Annotated in this window: 16 protein-coding genes; 4 read left to right on the top strand and 12 right to left on the bottom strand. The window is 50.4% G+C overall.

Annotation, left to right across the window (positions count from 1 at the left end):
* Nucleotides 1–46: 46 nt before the first annotated feature.
* Entirely contained in the window at nucleotides 47–1,021 is a 975-nt protein-coding gene (gene cysB, locus BZG84_RS09285; protein WP_069588842.1) for an HTH-type transcriptional regulator CysB, read from the bottom strand.
* A gap of 387 nt (nucleotides 1,022–1,408) precedes the next feature.
* Between cysB and BZG84_RS09290 the strand changes: the two genes are divergently transcribed.
* The gene (locus tag BZG84_RS09290; RefSeq protein WP_077480165.1) at nucleotides 1,409–2,167 is read left to right on the top strand and encodes a DNA repair protein; all 759 of its coding nucleotides are present in this window, start codon (nucleotides 1,409–1,411) and stop codon (nucleotides 2,165–2,167) included.
* A gap of 78 nt (nucleotides 2,168–2,245) precedes the next feature.
* Here BZG84_RS09290 and BZG84_RS09295 read toward each other — a convergent pair whose 3' ends face one another.
* From BZG84_RS09295 to BZG84_RS09305, 3 genes are read right to left on the bottom strand one after another with little or no spacing between them, the layout of a single operon-like run.
* Entirely contained in the window at nucleotides 2,246–2,731 is a 486-nt protein-coding gene (locus BZG84_RS09295; protein ID WP_077480164.1) for a low molecular weight protein-tyrosine-phosphatase, read from the bottom strand.
* Nucleotides 2,732–2,789: 58 nt separating this feature from the next.
* The gene (locus BZG84_RS09300) at nucleotides 2,790–3,095 is read right to left on the bottom strand and encodes a Dabb family protein (RefSeq protein WP_077480163.1); all 306 of its coding nucleotides are present in this window, start codon (nucleotides 3,093–3,095) and stop codon (nucleotides 2,790–2,792) included.
* Nucleotides 3,096–3,104: 9 nt separating this feature from the next.
* Complete coding sequence (locus tag BZG84_RS09305; RefSeq protein WP_241825773.1) at nucleotides 3,105–3,842, bottom strand: dienelactone hydrolase family protein; 738 nt, start codon at nucleotides 3,840–3,842, stop codon at nucleotides 3,105–3,107.
* 114 nt (nucleotides 3,843–3,956) lie between these two features.
* Between BZG84_RS09305 and cobO the strand changes: the two genes are divergently transcribed.
* Nucleotides 3,957–4,547 (top strand): cob(I)yrinic acid a,c-diamide adenosyltransferase, encoded by a 591-nt coding sequence (cobO, locus tag BZG84_RS09310; RefSeq protein WP_077480162.1) that lies wholly within the window; start codon nucleotides 3,957–3,959, stop codon nucleotides 4,545–4,547.
* 64 nt (nucleotides 4,548–4,611) lie between these two features.
* Here the strand turns inward: cobO and BZG84_RS09315 are convergent, their stop codons facing one another.
* The 5 genes from BZG84_RS09315 to apbC all read right to left on the bottom strand — a co-directional run bounded on the left by BZG84_RS09315 (nucleotide 4,612) and on the right by apbC (nucleotide 10,559).
* Nucleotides 4,612–5,670 carry a metal-dependent hydrolase gene (locus tag BZG84_RS09315; RefSeq protein ID WP_077480161.1) on the bottom strand — a complete coding sequence of 353 codons (1,059 nt, stop codon included), beginning with the start codon at nucleotides 5,668–5,670 and terminating at the stop codon, nucleotides 4,612–4,614.
* A gap of 58 nt (nucleotides 5,671–5,728) precedes the next feature.
* Nucleotides 5,729–7,873 (bottom strand): AsmA family protein, encoded by a 2,145-nt coding sequence (locus tag BZG84_RS09320; protein WP_241825774.1) that lies wholly within the window; start codon nucleotides 7,871–7,873, stop codon nucleotides 5,729–5,731.
* Between the two features lie 122 nt (nucleotides 7,874–7,995).
* Nucleotides 7,996–8,583, bottom strand: a complete 588-nt coding sequence (dcd, locus tag BZG84_RS09325) for a dCTP deaminase (RefSeq protein WP_069588830.1) — start codon at nucleotides 8,581–8,583, stop codon at nucleotides 7,996–7,998.
* Nucleotides 8,584–8,666: 83 nt separating this feature from the next.
* Complete coding sequence (udk, locus tag BZG84_RS09330; protein ID WP_069588827.1) at nucleotides 8,667–9,311, bottom strand: uridine kinase; 645 nt, start codon at nucleotides 9,309–9,311, stop codon at nucleotides 8,667–8,669.
* Between the two features lie 144 nt (nucleotides 9,312–9,455).
* Nucleotides 9,456–10,559, bottom strand: a complete 1,104-nt coding sequence (apbC, locus tag BZG84_RS09335) for an iron-sulfur cluster carrier protein ApbC (protein ID WP_077480159.1) — start codon at nucleotides 10,557–10,559, stop codon at nucleotides 9,456–9,458.
* 157 nt (nucleotides 10,560–10,716) lie between these two features.
* Between apbC and metG the strand changes: the two genes are divergently transcribed.
* Both metG and BZG84_RS09350 read left to right on the top strand, forming a co-directional pair.
* The gene (gene metG, locus BZG84_RS09340; RefSeq protein WP_077480158.1) at nucleotides 10,717–12,753 is read left to right on the top strand and encodes a methionine--tRNA ligase; all 2,037 of its coding nucleotides are present in this window, start codon (nucleotides 10,717–10,719) and stop codon (nucleotides 12,751–12,753) included.
* Between the two features lie 281 nt (nucleotides 12,754–13,034).
* Nucleotides 13,035–13,817 carry a hypothetical protein gene (locus tag BZG84_RS09350; protein ID WP_077480156.1) on the top strand — a complete coding sequence of 261 codons (783 nt, stop codon included), beginning with the start codon at nucleotides 13,035–13,037 and terminating at the stop codon, nucleotides 13,815–13,817.
* 85 nt (nucleotides 13,818–13,902) lie between these two features.
* On the opposite strand, the gene serS is transcribed toward BZG84_RS09350, so the two are convergent.
* The 3 genes from serS to lolA all read right to left on the bottom strand — a co-directional run bounded on the left by serS (nucleotide 13,903) and on the right by lolA (nucleotide 17,338).
* The gene (gene serS, locus BZG84_RS09355; RefSeq protein ID WP_077480155.1) at nucleotides 13,903–15,189 is read right to left on the bottom strand and encodes a serine--tRNA ligase; all 1,287 of its coding nucleotides are present in this window, start codon (nucleotides 15,187–15,189) and stop codon (nucleotides 13,903–13,905) included.
* A gap of 187 nt (nucleotides 15,190–15,376) precedes the next feature.
* Nucleotides 15,377–16,639 (bottom strand): replication-associated recombination protein A, encoded by a 1,263-nt coding sequence (locus BZG84_RS09360; protein WP_077480168.1) that lies wholly within the window; start codon nucleotides 16,637–16,639, stop codon nucleotides 15,377–15,379.
* A 69-nt stretch (nucleotides 16,640–16,708) separates the two neighbouring features.
* The gene (gene lolA / locus BZG84_RS09365) at nucleotides 16,709–17,338 is read right to left on the bottom strand and encodes an outer membrane lipoprotein chaperone LolA (RefSeq protein ID WP_108743610.1); all 630 of its coding nucleotides are present in this window, start codon (nucleotides 17,336–17,338) and stop codon (nucleotides 16,709–16,711) included.
* Between the last annotated feature and the right edge of the window lie 7 nt (nucleotides 17,339–17,345).

The raw sequence follows: 17,345 nt of genomic DNA on the forward strand, positions 1-17,345 counted from the left end.
GGATCAAAAAGGGCTGCCGAAGCAGCCCTAATGGCAATCTATTATTTTATCGAATTGGTAGTGGAATGTCCTTAAACATTGCCTCGATTTCGTCGTTAGAGCGCAGTGCGACGGCTTGGTCAACAACGTTGCGCGTTAAATGAGGTGCGAAACGTTCGATAAAGTCGTACATATAGCTTCGTAAGAAGGTTCCTTTACGAAAGCCAATCTTGGTGGTGCTGGCACCAAAGATATGGCTCGCATCAATCGCTACCAAATCGGTATCTGTATGACTGTCCATCGCCATACTGGCAATCACCCCGACTCCGAGCCCCAATTTCACGTAAGTTTTTATCACATCGGCATCGGTCGCGGTGAAGACAATTTTGGGGGTGAGATGAGCGCGATGAAAGGCTTCATCGAGCTCTGAGCGACCAGTAAAGCCAAACACATAGGTCACCAGTGAATAAGCCGCTAAATCTTCGATGGTGATCTGCTTTTTCTGCGCCAGTGGGTGATCTGGGGTAACGATGATTGAGCGATTCCAGTGGTAACAAGGTAGCATCACCAGATCTTCATAGAGGTGAAAGGCTTCCGTTGCAATCGCAAAGTCCGACGTCCCTTTAGCGACCGAGTCTGAGATTTGCGTGGGTGTGCCTTGGTGCATATGCAACGACACTTTCGGGAAACGTGCAGTGAAGGTTTTGATCACCTCAGGCAGTGCATAGCGCGCTTGGGTGTGCGTGGTTGAAATATTTAGGTTCCCCATCTCTGGGTGGGTATGCTCGCTTGCCACCGCCTTAATGCTTTCAACCCGTGAGAGAATATCTTGCGAAATCGAGACAATCGCCTCACCTGCCGGTGTCACTTTGGTTAAGTGCTTACCGCTCCGCTCAAAAATCTGCACGCCCAGCTCATCTTCTAATAACCTGACTTGTTTACTGATCCCAGGCTGAGAGGTATATAAACTCTCTGCCGTTGCAGACACATTCAAGTTATGATTGACGACTTCAACGATGTATCTAAGCTGTTGTAGTTTCATAGTGCAGACGCATGAGCCTCGTAATAAAAGTGACCGCCTTGGGATTTCTCTTCTTCATTTATATACCCAAATTCGATTATTTAATAGGCTTTGGTTATATAAACGTTAGTGATTGCACATTCACTAATCGATCCTGTGCCTATGGTGTGAGAATGATGGAATATTCCTGCGAGGAAAACCCAGAATCAAGCAATTAGAGTCGCGAATTCCACCAACATGGGCCACACTCAAACAAACTGACGCGAGATCGAACGTAAGTGAGGTTGAAACTCAGGTTAGAGACGGATCACTGAACCGTGTTAACACCTGTATTCATGCTATCTCTGACCTTAGAGATCGTGTATCTTAATCAGTTGAGTTTATTACAAGGAACATCGACGCTGAATTATGAATATTGCCTTGATAGCTGGCCTTTGTGTCATATTGCTCGGCCTGATTGTCGGCTACAACATTTTGGCTCAACAGCGCAAACAGATTGAATCGCATAAGCGTCAAGAAATGGCCAAACACATTGCGGTAATCGACGCCACCGAAGAGCTAATTGGTAACGCTCACAACCTGCCTTATAGCGGGACTTTGTTAGTTTGCTTGAACAAGAAGATCCTTGATTCACTTAAAGCAATGCATGAAATCGATAACTCAGATAAATCTATTCCGCAGCGTATCAGCGCCACGCAAGCGCAAATTGACCAAATTAAACAGAGTTTCTCGAACAAAGAATCGACATCATTTCGTGTCCCAGATAGCGACCGCCAAGCCATTTCTATGCTGAAACTGGTAAAGCGCCTTCGCTCGGTGATTAAGGCAGAGCACTCAAAAGGCCGTTTACAAACCCAAGCCTTTGTGGCTGAAAATGCGCGCCTTGAGCAGATGCAGCTCAAAATCAATATTGAGAACGTGGTGAAGCGCGCTAACGAAGCGAAGCGCAAAGGCCAGTTAGGAACGGCACAACAATTGTTGAAGAAAGCGATCGATGTATTGGGCACCAAAAACGACAATTACTCAGCGCAAATGAAAGAACGCCTTCAGCAAATGCACACTGAAGTGACACAAACACTCAATACCGGTCACGAAAAGAGCAAGTCCGATCAAGAGCAAGAGAAAAGCGAACTCGACGAACTCTTCGCACCAAAGAAAAAATGGTGATGGGCTCAAAGCGAATAATAGACTCAAAAAAGGCGCTTATCGCGCCTTTTTTATTGGCTTAACGCCGACATCTCCGGCTTAAGCGCTAAATCGCATTTTGATATGGTCAAGCACCCCATCCGCCGCTTCTTCCAGCAAATCCAACACTTTTTCAAACCCCTGCGCGCCACCGTAGTAGGGATCGGGGATTTCCTGTTCTTCTCCCTCACTCCAACTTAAAAACAAAGAGAGCTTGGATTGATGCGCATCTGGGCACATCATTTGTAAGTCGGATAAGTTGCTCTGATCCGCCGCCAATATCATATCGTGTTTTGCAAAATCATCGGGCTGGATCTGTCGAGCACGAATACCTGCGAAGGAATACCCTCTCGCTTCCCCCGCTTTTTGACTACGTGGGTCGGGCGGATTACCTTGATGGCATCCCGCCGTCCCTGCCGAGTCGATACGAACCGCCAGTCCTCTTGTCTCAGCACGTGCTCTCAGCACGGCTTCAGCTGTCGGCGAGCGACAGATATTGCCTAAACATACCACCAATACACTGGGTGTCGTTGTCGCTTCCTTCATTCACTATTACTCCGTTTGCCTGCGAGCTCACAGTGTATCAGGCCGTCCATTTGCGCGACTAGCTTAGTGCCACCGTATAATCAATCACAATTAAATCCTCAATCACGGGACGAAACACGTCTTTTAACGCTTCGTGTGCAGGATGGGGTAAGTAGGTTTGTCGCGCCGCCTCATCACGAAAGGTCATTAAAATCACATGGCTATAACCTTGGTTTTTCCCCTCTGGGCTATTGTTTTCGCCCCACTCTACCGACTCCACCCCTTCAATGGTTGAGGGCATCGCCTCGAACGCATCACGGACAGCTTGAATCTGTGCATCGCGCGCATTGGGCACAAACCGTACTACCAGTACATGACGTATCATTTTAAATCCTTATTGGTTTGCCAAATCGACGCTCAGTTGTTCGGAAAGGAACTGGGTGAATGCTTGCCAAGACTGCTTGTCGGCTTGTTCGCGATAACGCTCCGAGCCAAAGACAGTAAAGGCATGGGGCGCCCCAGCATATACTTGCGACCAGTAATCAAGGTTGGCGGCTTCAAGTTCGTTAATCAGCTGCGCAAATTCACTCATGGGAACGGCTTTATCCGCACCACCGTGAGCAATAAAAAGTGGCGCAATATCTTGTGAATATGCCTGTCCACTTGGGGTTTCCAAACCACCGTGAAAACTGGCATAACCACTGACTGGCATCTGCTGCGGATTGCGTGCAAGTTCGAGTGTCACTGTTCCGCCAAAGCAATATCCTGCCACCACGGGCGCCTCAATTCCTTGCGACTGTGCCGCTGCCATGCCCGCTTGAATTAAGGTTTGCATCCGTGCTCTATCTTTATAAAGCGCGCCTGTCGCTGCTCGCTTCGCCTCTAGTGTTTGAGGCCGATTTCCTTTACCGAACATATCGAGCGCAAAAACACGATACCCCATTTCCGCCAACATGTCTGCTCGTTGCTGTTCATACTCGGTTAGGCCGTCCCAGTCATGGATAATCACCACACTGCCCTTTTCAACCGAGCTAGGAGTCGCTAAATACCCGGAAAACATCTCATTGCCCAATTGATACTCTATCTGCTCTCCCGCCAATACCGGAAGTGAGAATAGACATGTTACTGCCACTAGACATCGCATTGTTTGTTTCATCATTTCATCCTTGATTGGCCTAGGTATGGGTGGTGTTCAGTGCATGGTCTCTTTACTATAGACACAGGTTCATCGTTTATTGGAAATCAAATGTCTGAACAGGGTCATAAAAAACGCCAACAAAAACTCAAAGAAATGGTTGATGCCCGCGTAGAAGCGGCTCAGCAAGAAAAAGGATTACTGCTGATAATTACGGGGAATGGAAAAGGCAAATCAACCTCTGCCTTCGGTACAGTAGCACGAGCAACGGGCCACGGGCTCAAATGCGGGGTGGCGCAGTTTATAAAGGGAACGTGGGCATGTGGCGAGCGCGATCTGCTATCGCAGCATGGCGTTGACTTTCACGTGATGGGCACCGGATTTACATGGGACACCCAAGATAAAACCGCCGATACGGAAGCCGCGCAGCAAATCTGGCAACACTGCCAAGCCATGCTGGCTGATCCAAACTACGACTTGGTCGTCCTTGACGAGATCACCTATATGATCACCTATGGTTATATTCAACTAGAAAGCGTGGTCGCCGCATTGCAGGCAAGGCCCGCCGACCAATCGGTGATTATCACCGGGCGAGGTGCCCACCGCCAGTTGGTAGATATGGCCGATACGGTCTCAGAAGTCCGTAACGTAAAGCATGCGTTTGATGCTGGGATCAAAGCGCGCCAAGGTATCGACTGGTAGTACTGGTTTTCGCCATAAAAAAATGGGCGAATACGCCCATTTTTATTTATGGTGCTGACCAACCTCAGGAGGCTGAACGGACCTTTGCCTGTTGTTCCTCATTCGGGTAGCAATCTTTTTGATTACACAACAACGCATCAATCGACTGGTCGCCGAGTAAGCGCCGCCAGAGGGCAGGGATAGTGCGTGGCAAGACCGGCCCTGGCTCTAGCTGACGCGGCGGAACAGGGCGCCATTCTCCTTGGTCACTTTGCTCGGCAAGCAAAAACTGGAACGGCCGATAGTTCGCCATACCTAATCGCAGGTCTGTAACAACTTGCTGCCCCCCACGATTTTCATAGCGTAAAAAGTCCCGCGCAAAAAAGCGCAAGGCGGTCAATGATTCTGACTCCGCCAACGGCCATCCTTGCTGCTCAAACGCCATCCAATCGATCTCAGGTGTTTTATCCAATCGCGAGGCAAGCCCTTCCCAATAGGTCTGCTCCCCTCTTACCACAATACGCCAAAGCACCGTATTAAAGGGCGTAGGGGTAATAAACATAGGCTTTCCCGCCAGCTCAGTGCCTTGGGTTTGTTGTGCCACGCGCGCTTTTATTTGCTCAAGCTGATACACAGAACTTAATAAATAAAGACTCGAGGCGATCAGTCCAATCACGCATAGCCTTGCTGCGTTGGCCCTCCATACTAGGGCCGCAAGCACACCGATAAGCAATGGCAGCGTATACAAGGGGTCGATGATAAAGATACTGGCGACCGCAACAGGCGGCTTATCCAGCGGCCAAAAAAGTTGCGTACCATACGCCGTCATAGAATCAAGCAATGGATGGGTAACCAACACACTGATCACCAGCACCATCAGCTGCCATAAAGGCCATGTTTTATTACTCAAGCGCCACCACAGTGCCGCTATCGCGACACCCAAGGGCGGTAACACAAACAGTGAATGGCTAAAGCCACGGTGGTTGACGGTATTCGCTACCGGATCGCCGTAATCAATCACGACGTCGAGATCCGGTAAGGTTCCTAACAGTGCCCCCGCCAAGAGCACCTTAGGGCTGCAGCGTCGGCCTGCAACTACACCCGCGACAGCCGCCCCCAAGGCAGCTTGTGTTACAGAATCCATATCCGATATCTGTCCTTTGTCCTGTTTGTATTAGATAGCTTGGTGCCGCATAAAGCGATCATTGAAACAGGTTGAGTAACTTGTCAGCCGCCTCTTTCACTTTCTCGTCATCCGCTTTATCCCCGAGTAGTTTTTTAATGCCGCGTTGCGCTTCTTTGCGCGCTTTCTCTTCCAGCACTTTATTGCTACTCAATAGCTTTTTAATGTCGAGTTTGTAACTTGGCGCCTGCCATGTTCCCGCAACATCGACCGGAATGGTCACATCTCGCAACTCATCGATGTCTTTGCCGCCTTGGCCTTTGCTGGTCTCGACCACAGAGGTATACACCGCAAAATCGAGCGTCTCTTTCAATAAATCTGTCTGCCCTTCACTGCGTACACGCAGCGCAGGCGCTTCCAGCAATAAATCGTTGGTCCGCGCCATCCCATTTCCAAGCACAAAGCTCGCGGTCAGCGCACTGAAGTCTGTTTTACGGACTTCGTCAACATATGCCGACTTCTTACCTTTGAGCGTTGCCTTGGCTTCACGCAGCATCTGGGCCAGATTGATCCCATTGATTGCACCGTCTTCAAAGAAGATCGCAACACGGCCATTGATGGCTTTACGCAATGCATAAGGAGATAGCCCCTTACCTTGTACATTGACGTCAACGTTTCCTTTACCTGCTAATAGATCAACTTCGGCAGCGTCTTGAAGTAGCGGCAGCACCTCGATACCACGCGCCCGCTTGCTGACCTCGTACCGTGCCGGCGAGACCGACGCATCCAATACCGCACTGGTCGATACCGTGCCTTGATAGGCCTCTGTCACAAAGCGCGATAAGGTGACTTTACCCCGGTTAATGGTTACTTCGGCTTCAGTTTGACCGAGTTCGACATTAGCGACTTTGAGTCCTTGAAGTGCAAGGGTTCCCGCTACATCCAATTGTTGTAGCGCGGATAGATCAGGCTCTTCTCGACTCAATGCTGGCGTGGTTTGCGCTTGTGGGGCAGCCGATGATGAAGACGCCGAAGCGGCATTGCCTTTATCTTGTTGCGGCGCCTCTGTCGTCGTGGGCAGCAATGCATCCACATCAATGCGGTTAGTGTTCAGCGCAAAACGAACTTGGGGAATATCAGTGAGCTTGACGGCTACTTTGCCATCCACGATCACTTGGTCGGTGTTTAAACGGCCGACAAGATCCGTCACCGTGACCGCATTCGCGTCCATATCATAATCAATATCCGCTGCCAGCTGCTGCGTGATTGACTGATTAGGCACCGCCTCACCCGAGACCTTAGTCAACATATCCAGCCCTTGAATCGCAAACTGCTTCAAAGACGACGCAACCGTGACTTGCGCTTTACCCGACGTTTCCACGTCCATATCCGCCGTCTTTAACTTGGCGTTAAACCCAAGCGCTGAAGCTTCACCCAGCGCAAAACTTTCTAAGGTAAGATTCGCTTCGCTCAGTGTCACATCTCCCGACTGCGCAGATAACGTCATCGCAAACTGACGTAACTGACTTTGCATGGGATCCGTCATCAGTTTCACATCGCCTTGGCCTTGTAGGGAAAAGGTATCTGCATTTTGGCTTCCCACCAGCGAAACGCTTACCGGCGTCCACACCGCCGGTGCCAAATTGCCAATCTCTACATTCACCTCATCAAGGCGTGTCTGTGTACTCGCTTGATCATCTTTGAGCAGCACACTGGCATTACTGACACGCAACCCTTGTAGCCTTATATCCCAGCCAGCAGCCGGTGTTTCGGCTGGTGATGCTGAGTTGCTCGGTGTCACAGGTGTGCTTTCCGTGGTGGTTTCAGACTCGGCTTGCTGTGGGGTAAGGTTAGTTTCACCATTGGCAAGCGTTTGGACAAAAATACGCGGGTCTTGCAGTAAAATTTCACCCACATGGAGCTGCTGAGACAGTAAAGGCAACACATCAATAGACATTTGCGCGCGAGACAGCGCGAGCAAGTTTGGCTCATCAAACCCAGGGCGGTTTTTCACCGCCACATCCGCCACTGAGAAGCCCAAGCTCGGCCAAAACTGCCAATCGATATCACCATCAATGACCAAATCAAAGCCAGTTTGCTGCTTTACTTGTTCAACCAACATCGGCTTAAATTGATTCGGGTTAATGGTGGCGACAACGGCGGCCAGACCGCCGATAAGGATGACCAGTAACCCAGCCACTATCGCCGCAATTTTCTTTACCATCACTGTATGCTCCTTGTTCGCGTGGCGAAAATAACGCGTTATATTTGATAGCGTTATCGACCACAGTTCGACAATCTGGTTCCATTTCATCAAAAAATGCGCCCTTAGGCGCATTTTGATAGTTAAGCCTTATCTTGGCTAATTCGCGAGGCGACCGCCCCTTGTTGGTTCTTATATTTGGCGTTATCACGCTTATTATAGGGTTGCTCTGCCGGACCTGACATAGGCTCAAAACTAAGCGCGCCGATGGGCATGCCCGGGCGCAGCGCAAGCGGCAAACGGCCATTATTATAAAACTCTAACACAATGCGGCCCGACCAACCTGGATCGATACGATGCGCGGTCACATGCACCATCAGTCCCAAACGCGCCAATGATGAACGGCCATCAAGCCAGCCAACAATATCATCGGGTAGAGTCACGGATTCATGAGTGACGGCCAGAGCCAGCTGCCCGGGGTGCAAATAAAATGCCTCTCCTTCAGCAACCTCGATTTCATCACTCATCACCTTTTCGAGTTGCGCATTGACCTCTTCTTTTGGGCCAGACAAATCGATGTATGGGGCGCCATGATCATTAAAGACACGAAATTGGTTACCTAGGGTCACATCAGCCGTGACACCTGAAATCGATGCATCAGCCGGACGCGGATCAATTTTGATGCGGCCATCATCGAGGTGCTCTTTGATATGCCTGTCGCACAGTCGCATCGGGGTTCCTCACTGTAGATGGTTTTAGAACACGGCACCACGCAAGGTCGCATGTGCCGCTATTCGCTAGATTATCGGTTGATTTACGCTTTTAGCAAACGGGCAATATGCGCTTTTAGCACATCAATGGCAATCCGGTTTTTACCCCCGCGAGGCACAATGATGTCTGCATATTGTTTTGACGGCTCAATAAACTGCATAAACATAGGGCGGACCGTCTTTTGATATTGCTCCATGACAGAATCCATGGTGCGGCCACGCTCGGCAACATCACGTTTCATGCGGCGTAGCAAACAGATATCAAGTGGGGTGTCCATAAAGACGCTAGCGTGGATCAAATTGCGAAGACGAGGATCGGTGAGCAGCAGAATACCTTCGAGGATAATGACTTTTTTCGGGGTCATCGTCGTGGTTTCCGCCATTCGGGTGTGCTCAGAATAACTATATACCGGCACATCAACCGACTGACCGGCGACCAATGCTTCCAAATGCTCACACAACAGATCGTGATCCAGTGCCTGTGGGTGGTCATAATTCGTTTTTACGCGCTCTTCCATGCTGAGGTGGCTTTGATCGCGGTAGTATCTATCTTCCGTGATCACGCCGATTTGATGATCGCCGACTTTTTCCTTTAATTCCTTATAAATGGTGCTGGCGATAAGGCTTTTACCGGATGCAGAGGCGCCTGCGATGCCGATAATAACGCAGTGGTGGTTGTTATCACTCATAATATGAATACCCAGAGGAAACTTGGCGGAATCAACATAAACCGCCTGATTATAGGGAGTTGAGCCGGCTGGCGCCAGCGAAAATCTTGCTTGATCGCCACATCAGCCGGCATTCGCGTCTCAACAGTGGTCCGTGCTCAACCTCTAGGGCAAGGTTTGTATAGCTATCTGTTCAGGGCGCGTTTCACCTTGCCAATACAGTTTACTCGCCACGGTGCTCGCCATATCACGATACGCATTGGTGTGCTCACTCTCAGGACGTGCCACCACACTTGGCTTTCCGCTATCAATGTCTTCACGAATGGATACATGCAATGGTACCTGCGCCAAAACTGGCGTGCCTTGCTGCTTCGCCATTTTTTCAGCGCCACCCGTACCAAAAATTGCCTCATGATGCCCACAGTTCGAACAAATGTGATAGCTCATGTTCTCCACCACCCCTAATACAGGGACCGAGACTTTCTCAAACATCGCCACGCCTTTTATCGCATCGGCGAGTGCGAGGTCTTGCGGAGTCGTCACGACCACCGCGCCGTTTACCGGGAACTGTTGTGCCAAACTTAATTGGATATCCCCCGTCCCCGGTGGCATATCTACCACCAAATAATCCACGTCAGGCCAGCGGGTTTCATTGATTAATTGAGCGAACGCTTTCGACGCCATCGGACCACGCCAGACTGTCGCGTTGTCGGCCGGTACAAGATAGCCAATCGAATTCGAGACAATGCCATAGCGCGACACAGGCTCCATCAGTTTGCCATCGTGGGTTTGCGGTTCGCTATGCTGTGCACCGAGCATGAGAGGCACCGACGGTCCGTAGATATCTGCATCCAACAGCCCCACACTTGCCCCTTCTGCGTGCAACGCGAGCGCTAAGTTCACTGCTGTGGTGGACTTACCAACGCCCCCTTTTGCCGAACTGACCACAATCAGATTTTTCACCCCTTTTACCGGCGCTTTGTCACCGGCTTTCAGCGGAGCGACGCGCTGGGTCAATGAAAACTGGCTTGCGTTTTCCGGTACCTGTACGGCGAGCCAGTCAGATAGCGCTTGAATGATTGACCCCGCGGCAAAAGGAAACACCACCTCAATACTGTTTTCATGACCCTTGACCCAATGCGGCTGGCTGGCCCATTGGTCGATCAACCCCGGATGAGAGAATTGATTGAGTAATGTCACCGCTGCGTCTTGGCTCATCACTGATGCCGCTTTTTTCGTTGATTTGTTCTTTTTGCCGCCAAAAAACATGCTTCACCGTCCAATTTATTCATTATTTGGGTCCGCGTCCCTAACCAATTATGCGTAAACGCCTTATGACACGGCCTTGCTCTAGGCAAGGCATATCGTATCAGGTAAGATTTCCGCAATCATTCCATTCATATCATAAGAGCGAACAAACAAGATTATGGCTGCAAACCCACGTAAAATTTTGGTGACCTGTGCGCTGCCTTATGCGAACGGCTCAATCCATTTGGGCCACATGCTCGAGCATATTCAGGCAGATGTATGGGTCCGCTATCAGCGCCTGCGCGGCAATACTACTCACTTTATTTGTGCCGACGATGCTCACGGCACGCCTATTATGTTGAAAGCGCAGCAAATGGGTGTGGAGCCCGAAGCCATGATCGCCGATGTGCAAAAAGAGCATAAAGCCGACTTTGATGGCTTTAACATCAGCTTTGATAACTATCACAGCACGCACAGCGAAGAAAACCGCGAGTTGGCGTCATTCATTTACACCCAATTGCGCGATAAAGGCTATATCACCAGCCGTACGATTTCACAGCTGTTCGATCCTGAAAAAGAAATGTTCTTACCGGATCGTTTCGTCAAAGGTGAGTGCCCGAAATGTCACGCTGACGACCAATATGGCGATAACTGTGACAACTGTGGCGAAACCTATGCACCGACGGAGCTCATTAATCCTCGCTCGGCGGTCAGCGGTGCCACCCCTGTGATGCGCGACTCTGAGCACTTTTTCTTTGATTTGCCGCAGTTTGAGCAAATGCTGAATACCTGGACTAAATCAGGTGCGCTGCAAAGCGAAATTGCCAACAAAATGAACGAGTGGTTCGAAACCGGTCTGCAACAGTGGGATATCTCGCGTGATGCGCCTTATTTTGGTTTTGAGATCCCAGACCAGCCCGGTAAGTTCTTCTACGTTTGGCTCGACGCCCCGATTGGTTACATGGGCTCGTTCAAAAACTATTGCAACAAGCACAACGACATCGACTTTGACGAGTACTGGAAAGAAAACAGCGAGGCAGAGCTTTATCACTTTATCGGTAAAGACATCGTCTATTTCCACAGCTTGTTCTGGCCGGCGATGCTGGACGGCGCTGGATTCCGTAAGCCAAACAACGTCTTTGTGCATGGCTATGTAACAGTAAACGGCGCGAAAATGTCCAAATCGAAAGGGACATTTATCAAAGCCAGCACTTATCTAAAACATCTCGATCCTGAGTGTTTGCGTTACTATTACGCCGCGAAGCTAAACAGCCGTATTGATGATCTTGACCTGAGCTTGGATGATTTTATCCAACGCGTAAACTCAGACATCGTCAATAAAGTGGTCAACCTTGCTTCGCGCAACGCAGGCTTTATTAGCAAGCGTTTCGATGGCCAATTAGCCGATACCTGTGCTGAGCCTGAGCTTTATCAGTCATTTGTTGACAAAGCCGAGCACATTGGTGAGCTCTACGAAGCACGCGAATACAATCGCGCTATTCGCGAGATCATCGCATTGGCAGACAAAGCAAACCAGTATGTCGACGAGAAAGCCCCTTGGGTGGTTGCCAAAGAAGAAGGCAAAGACGCCGAGCTTCAAGCCATTTGCTCTGTCGGCATTAACCTATTCCGCGTGCTCATGACGTATCTGAAACCTGTGATGCCTCAGCTTGCAGAGCGTTCAGAAGGATTCTTGAATGACACCCTGACTTGGGAAAGCATTGCTCAGCCACTGACAGGCCACGCCATTAGCAAGTTCAAAGCGCTGTTTAGCCGTATCGATCCGAAAGCGGTGGATGCCATGATTGCCGACAGCAAAGAAGATGTCGCGGCGGAAGAGGCAGAAAAAGCGAAAGCGCAAGGTCCTTTAGCGGATGATCCTATCGCTGAGGAAATTGAGTTTGGCGATTTTGCAAAAGTCGATCTGCGTGTGGCTAAAATTTTGGAATGTGAATCCGTGCCTAAAGCGGACAAGCTGCTCAAGTTTAAGCTCGATATTGGTGGTGAAACTCGCCAAGTGTTCTCTGGGATTAAATCGGCTTACAAGCCTGAGGATTTAGTCGGTAAACACACGGTAATGGTCGCAAACTTGAAGCCACGTAAAATGAAATTTGGCATGTCAGAAGGCATGATCCTCGCCGCAGGACCGGGTGGCAAAGAGTTGTGGATCCTTGAACCACACGAAGGCGCCCAAGCGGGCATGCGTGTGATGTAAGCCAAGACTCACTGGCACCGCGCCACCTTGCGGTGCTGAGATGAACGTAAAAGAGAGCCTTGATGGCTCTCTTTTTTATGCGCGCTTTTTATCAGGTATCAGTGAAACAGTCGCCAATGCGTCAAAATAGTGCATCACTTCACCAGCACAGTGCGAAAACGGCGCAGTTTTCTTTCATTGTCGGCTGCCTAGCCCCTTGCACAGGGCGTGATAAATCTCTCATTTTAGGCACGATTCCTGCTGGATAACTCATATCAGCGACTGAAACGCAGGGAGCGACTATGGAATGGCTATTAATGGTAGGAACATTAGCATTGAGCATCGCGGTGGTGGTAGCGGTACAGCTCTTCCGTCAGCGCCCAGATTTGCACTTACACCAACTGCATGAACTACGTGTGCTGTTACAGCATGCTCAGCACCTAGCCACCCAATCCAGTATTAGCTCAGACGACTACCAAGTGCTGTTAAGCCAAACGCGTCACCTTCACCAACTGGCTCCCCAAGCACAGAAGCCGATGTATCGAGTCTTTTTTCATCACCTTCATGCCTTACCATCTTACGACAACGACACCCAAACCCGTATGAAAAATCGGGCATTGCAGCATATCGTCTACTTGGTGGATGAAGCAGTCCCGCCCGCATTGATCGCGCAACGCGACGACACCCGTTTGGAGGCTTATCAGCAACTTTGGTATACCATTTTAGAACTACTGCAAGCGAGACAGCGTTACAGCCATGCGGCATATCAAGAGCAACAATCTGTGCGCAATGCCCAGCAATCTCTTACCTTACACCAGCAAATACTCGCGAAGCGCTTACGCCAGCTACAGGCTTTGTCATTGGCCGACGACATCCAGCGAGAGATAGCAGAGGTGTTAAACCAGCTCGCGCAGTCAGAACAACTGCCCTTTGAGCATAAAGTTGCGCTATCGCAGCGTGTAAACCGAATTATGCTTCACGTGCTCGACAGCTTTATCGCACGTGTACTGACGCGCTATCCCTGCCAACAGGATGATGCACTTAGCCCCATCGCGCCGTTTCCTCAGTCAGGTTCGGGGCAATGACCTGCCTCACCAGCGTGTCGTCACCCCAATAAAAAAGGGCCGGCAATCATGCCGACCCTTTGTTCTTTAACCCTGACTCACTTCATTAGCCAATGTGCGTTTGACCGCCCATGTATGGACGCAATACCTCAGGGATTTCAATGCGGCCATCTGCTTGTTGGTAGTTTTCTAAAATAGCTACCAGAGTACGACCAATGGCCAAGCCAGAACCGTTCAAAGTATGCAACAGCTCAGGTTTTTTCTCGCCTTTGCGGCGGAAACGCGCCTGCATACGGCGTGCTTGGAAATCCATGGTGTTTGAGCACGATGAAATCTCACGGTAGGTGTTTTGTGCTGGCAACCAGACTTCTAGGTCGTAGGTTTTCGCCGCGCCAAAGCCCATATCGCCCGTACACAGTAACACTTTACGATATGGCAGGTTAAGCAGTTGCAACACCTTCTCTGCATCCGCAGTGAGTGATTCAAGCGCTTGCATAGAATCTTCTGGCTTAACGACTTTGACCAGTTCAACTTTATCAAACTGGTGCATACGAATCAGGCCACGGGTATCGCGACCATAGGAGCCAGCTTCTGAACGGAAACACGGTGTGTGTGCCGTCATGCACAGCGGCAAATCGGCCTCGTCAACGATTTCATCACGCACCATGTTAGTCAGCGGTACTTCCGCGGTTGGGATCAAAGACATGCCAACCCCTTCTTCGGTGGCCGGCTTGGTGTTAAACAAATCTTCACCAAATTTCGGCAACTGACCCGTACCATAAAGGCTGTCAGCATTGACCAAGTAAGGCACATACATTTCGGTGTAACCGTGCTCGTTGGTGTGCAAATCGAGCATAAACTGGGCCAAGGCACGATGCATACGCGCCATCTGCCCTTTCATCACAATGAAGCGTGAGCCTGACAGTTTCACCGCACTGGCGAAATCAAGCCCGCCAGAAAGTTCGCCCAAATCAACGTGATCTTTGATTTCAAAATCAAACTGACGCGGCTCACCCCAACGAGATACCTCTAGGTTTTCAGACTCGTCTTTACCCGTTGGGACTTCATCGGCTGGCAAGTTTGGCACCGCCATTACCACGTCGTTCACTTTCTGTTGCAGTTCAGCCAGCTCGGCTTTTGCAGCGTCCAGCTCGTCACCCAAGTTCGCGACTTCTGCTAGTAGTGGCGCAATGTCCTCACCCTTCGCTTTAGCCTGGCCAATGGACTTCGATCGGGAGTTACGCTCTGCTTGCAATTGTTCGGTGCGAATCTGCAGGGATTTACGTTGTTCCTCGAGTTCACGTATAGCGTCAACATCGAGCGTAAAGCCACGACGAGCGAGTTTTTGAGCCGTTTCTTCCAGCTCAGTTCGAAGTAATTTGGAATCCAGCATGCTAATCCTGTGCTTTCGGGTTGATTAGTTGATTATCACTTGTCATCACGATTTGAAGACAAGCTGCGATCGTGCGTATTGTATAACGCGATTGGCCGAGGGTGACCGTGGATGTCACCACTACTAGGCGACTGCGCCTTCATGGTGCAGCCGGACTTTAAACCTTACCCAAAAAGGGTGAAGTTGCCTAGCGCTTTTGCGGGCTTTTTGCGTCAAGCTCGTCCAGAAAGGCGAGCTTTTCAGCGATTTTAATTTCTAGCCCGCGATTAACGGGCTGGTAATAACGCACATCACTGACTTCATCGGGCAAATAACGCTCACCAGCGGCGTAGGCATTCGGTTCATCATGGGCATAACGATACCCGTCGCCATGTCCCAAACTTTCCATCAGGGCCGTCGGTGCATTGCGAAGGTGCATAGGGACAGGCGCATTCGCCGTCGCTTTTGCATCGCGAAGCGCTTGTTTCCACGCGGTGTAGACTGCATTGCTTTTAGGAGCACAGGCAAGATACACCGCCGCTTGTGCGATCGCGCGTTCACCTTCCGCCGGCCCGACTCGGGTAAAGCAATCCCATGCGTTCAATGCAACCTGCATGGCACGCGGATCGGCGTTACCTACATCTTCAGAGGCGATCGCTAACAATCGACGCGCCACGTACAAGGGATCACCACCCGCGGACACGATACGGGCATACCAGTACAAGGCGGCATCTGGGTTAGAGCCGCGCACGGACTTATGAAATGCTGAAATGAGGTCATACCATGCGTCGCCTTGCTTATCGAACTGTGCCACCTTCTCCCCAGCGACGTCTTTCAGCATCGCCATGGTCACCGAGCCATCAGCCATATCGGCTAACATTTCCAGCAGGTTCAAAGCCATGCGCGCATCGCCACTACAGGTGTCCGCCAGAGCGTCTTTCACTCCCGTATCAAAACGTAGCTCTCGCTCACCGAGCCCTCGGTTTTTATCCGCCAAAGCTTGGTCAATCACCGCAATCAAATCATCACGCTCAAGCGCACTCAGCCGGTACACCCGCGCACGAGATAGCAAGGCGTTGTTTAGCTCAAAAGAGGGGTTTTCAGTCGTGGCACCAATAAAGGTGACTGTCCCCGCTTCAACATGCGGTAAAAACGCGTCTTGTTGGCTTTTGTTGAAACGGTGAACCTCATCAACAAACAGGACAGTACGTACTCCGGCTTGTTTATTCTGCTCTGCACGCACAATTGCATCGCGAATTTCTTTCACGCCCGAGGTGACCGCAGACAATCGTTCGATTTCCGCATTGGCTTGACGAGCAGCGATATCTGCCAAGGTGGTTTTGCCTGTGCCCGGTGGACCCCAAAAAATCATTGAATGCAGACTGCCAGATTCGATGGCGCGGCGAAGAGGCTTGCCCTCGGCCAATAAATGCTGCTGGCCAATGTACTGATTTAACGAAACCGGCCGCATGCGAGCAGCAAGCGGCCGAAAGTCGTCAGCAAAATCTAGCGGTAGTGTCGACAATCTTCTCTCCCGTGATTAACGCGGCTGACGTTGATCATCCACCAGCACCGAGTCCGGTGGTGTAAATTCAAACAAGGATGCATCCGGTGCCTGACGACTAAACTGGCTGAGCGTGAATTGGCTTTGCTGTCCATCTTGCTCGGTCACCCGAAAATGAGTCAGGGTTCCATCCGGTTTTACCGTCACGGCAAAGGTGCCAATACTCCCTACCGTTTTTGGGGTCAGGGTAAAGGTGTCACCTTGCTGGGTAATGGTATACGTCTGCCAATCGTCTGGCTGATTGCGGGTTAACAACACAAACGGAGTTTGTGCAGTCGCATCGTCTAACCACATCGCAGTGACTTGCTCGACAAACGGGCTGTAGTACCACAATGTTTCCCCATCAGAGATCATGATATTTTCATCGGGTGTGGTCGTGGTCCAATTGAACAAGTTGGGACGTTCAATGGATAGTCGTCCTTTTGCAGCGTGGATCTGCTCTCCTTCAGGGCTGATCACGACCTGTTCAAAATTGGCGCTAAAGGCATCCACCTTACTCAATCGGTCCATTAGCTGTTGCTGGGCTGTTGATTGCGCTTGAACGGCAACTGCAAACATCAGCGTCAGCATCGCGATGAGGTGGCGATAAAAAGCTTTCATTTTCATACAACGT

Source organism: Salinivibrio sp. PR932 (genome assembly GCF_001996125.1).
GTDB classification, from domain to species: domain Bacteria; phylum Pseudomonadota; class Gammaproteobacteria; order Enterobacterales; family Vibrionaceae; genus Salinivibrio; species Salinivibrio proteolyticus.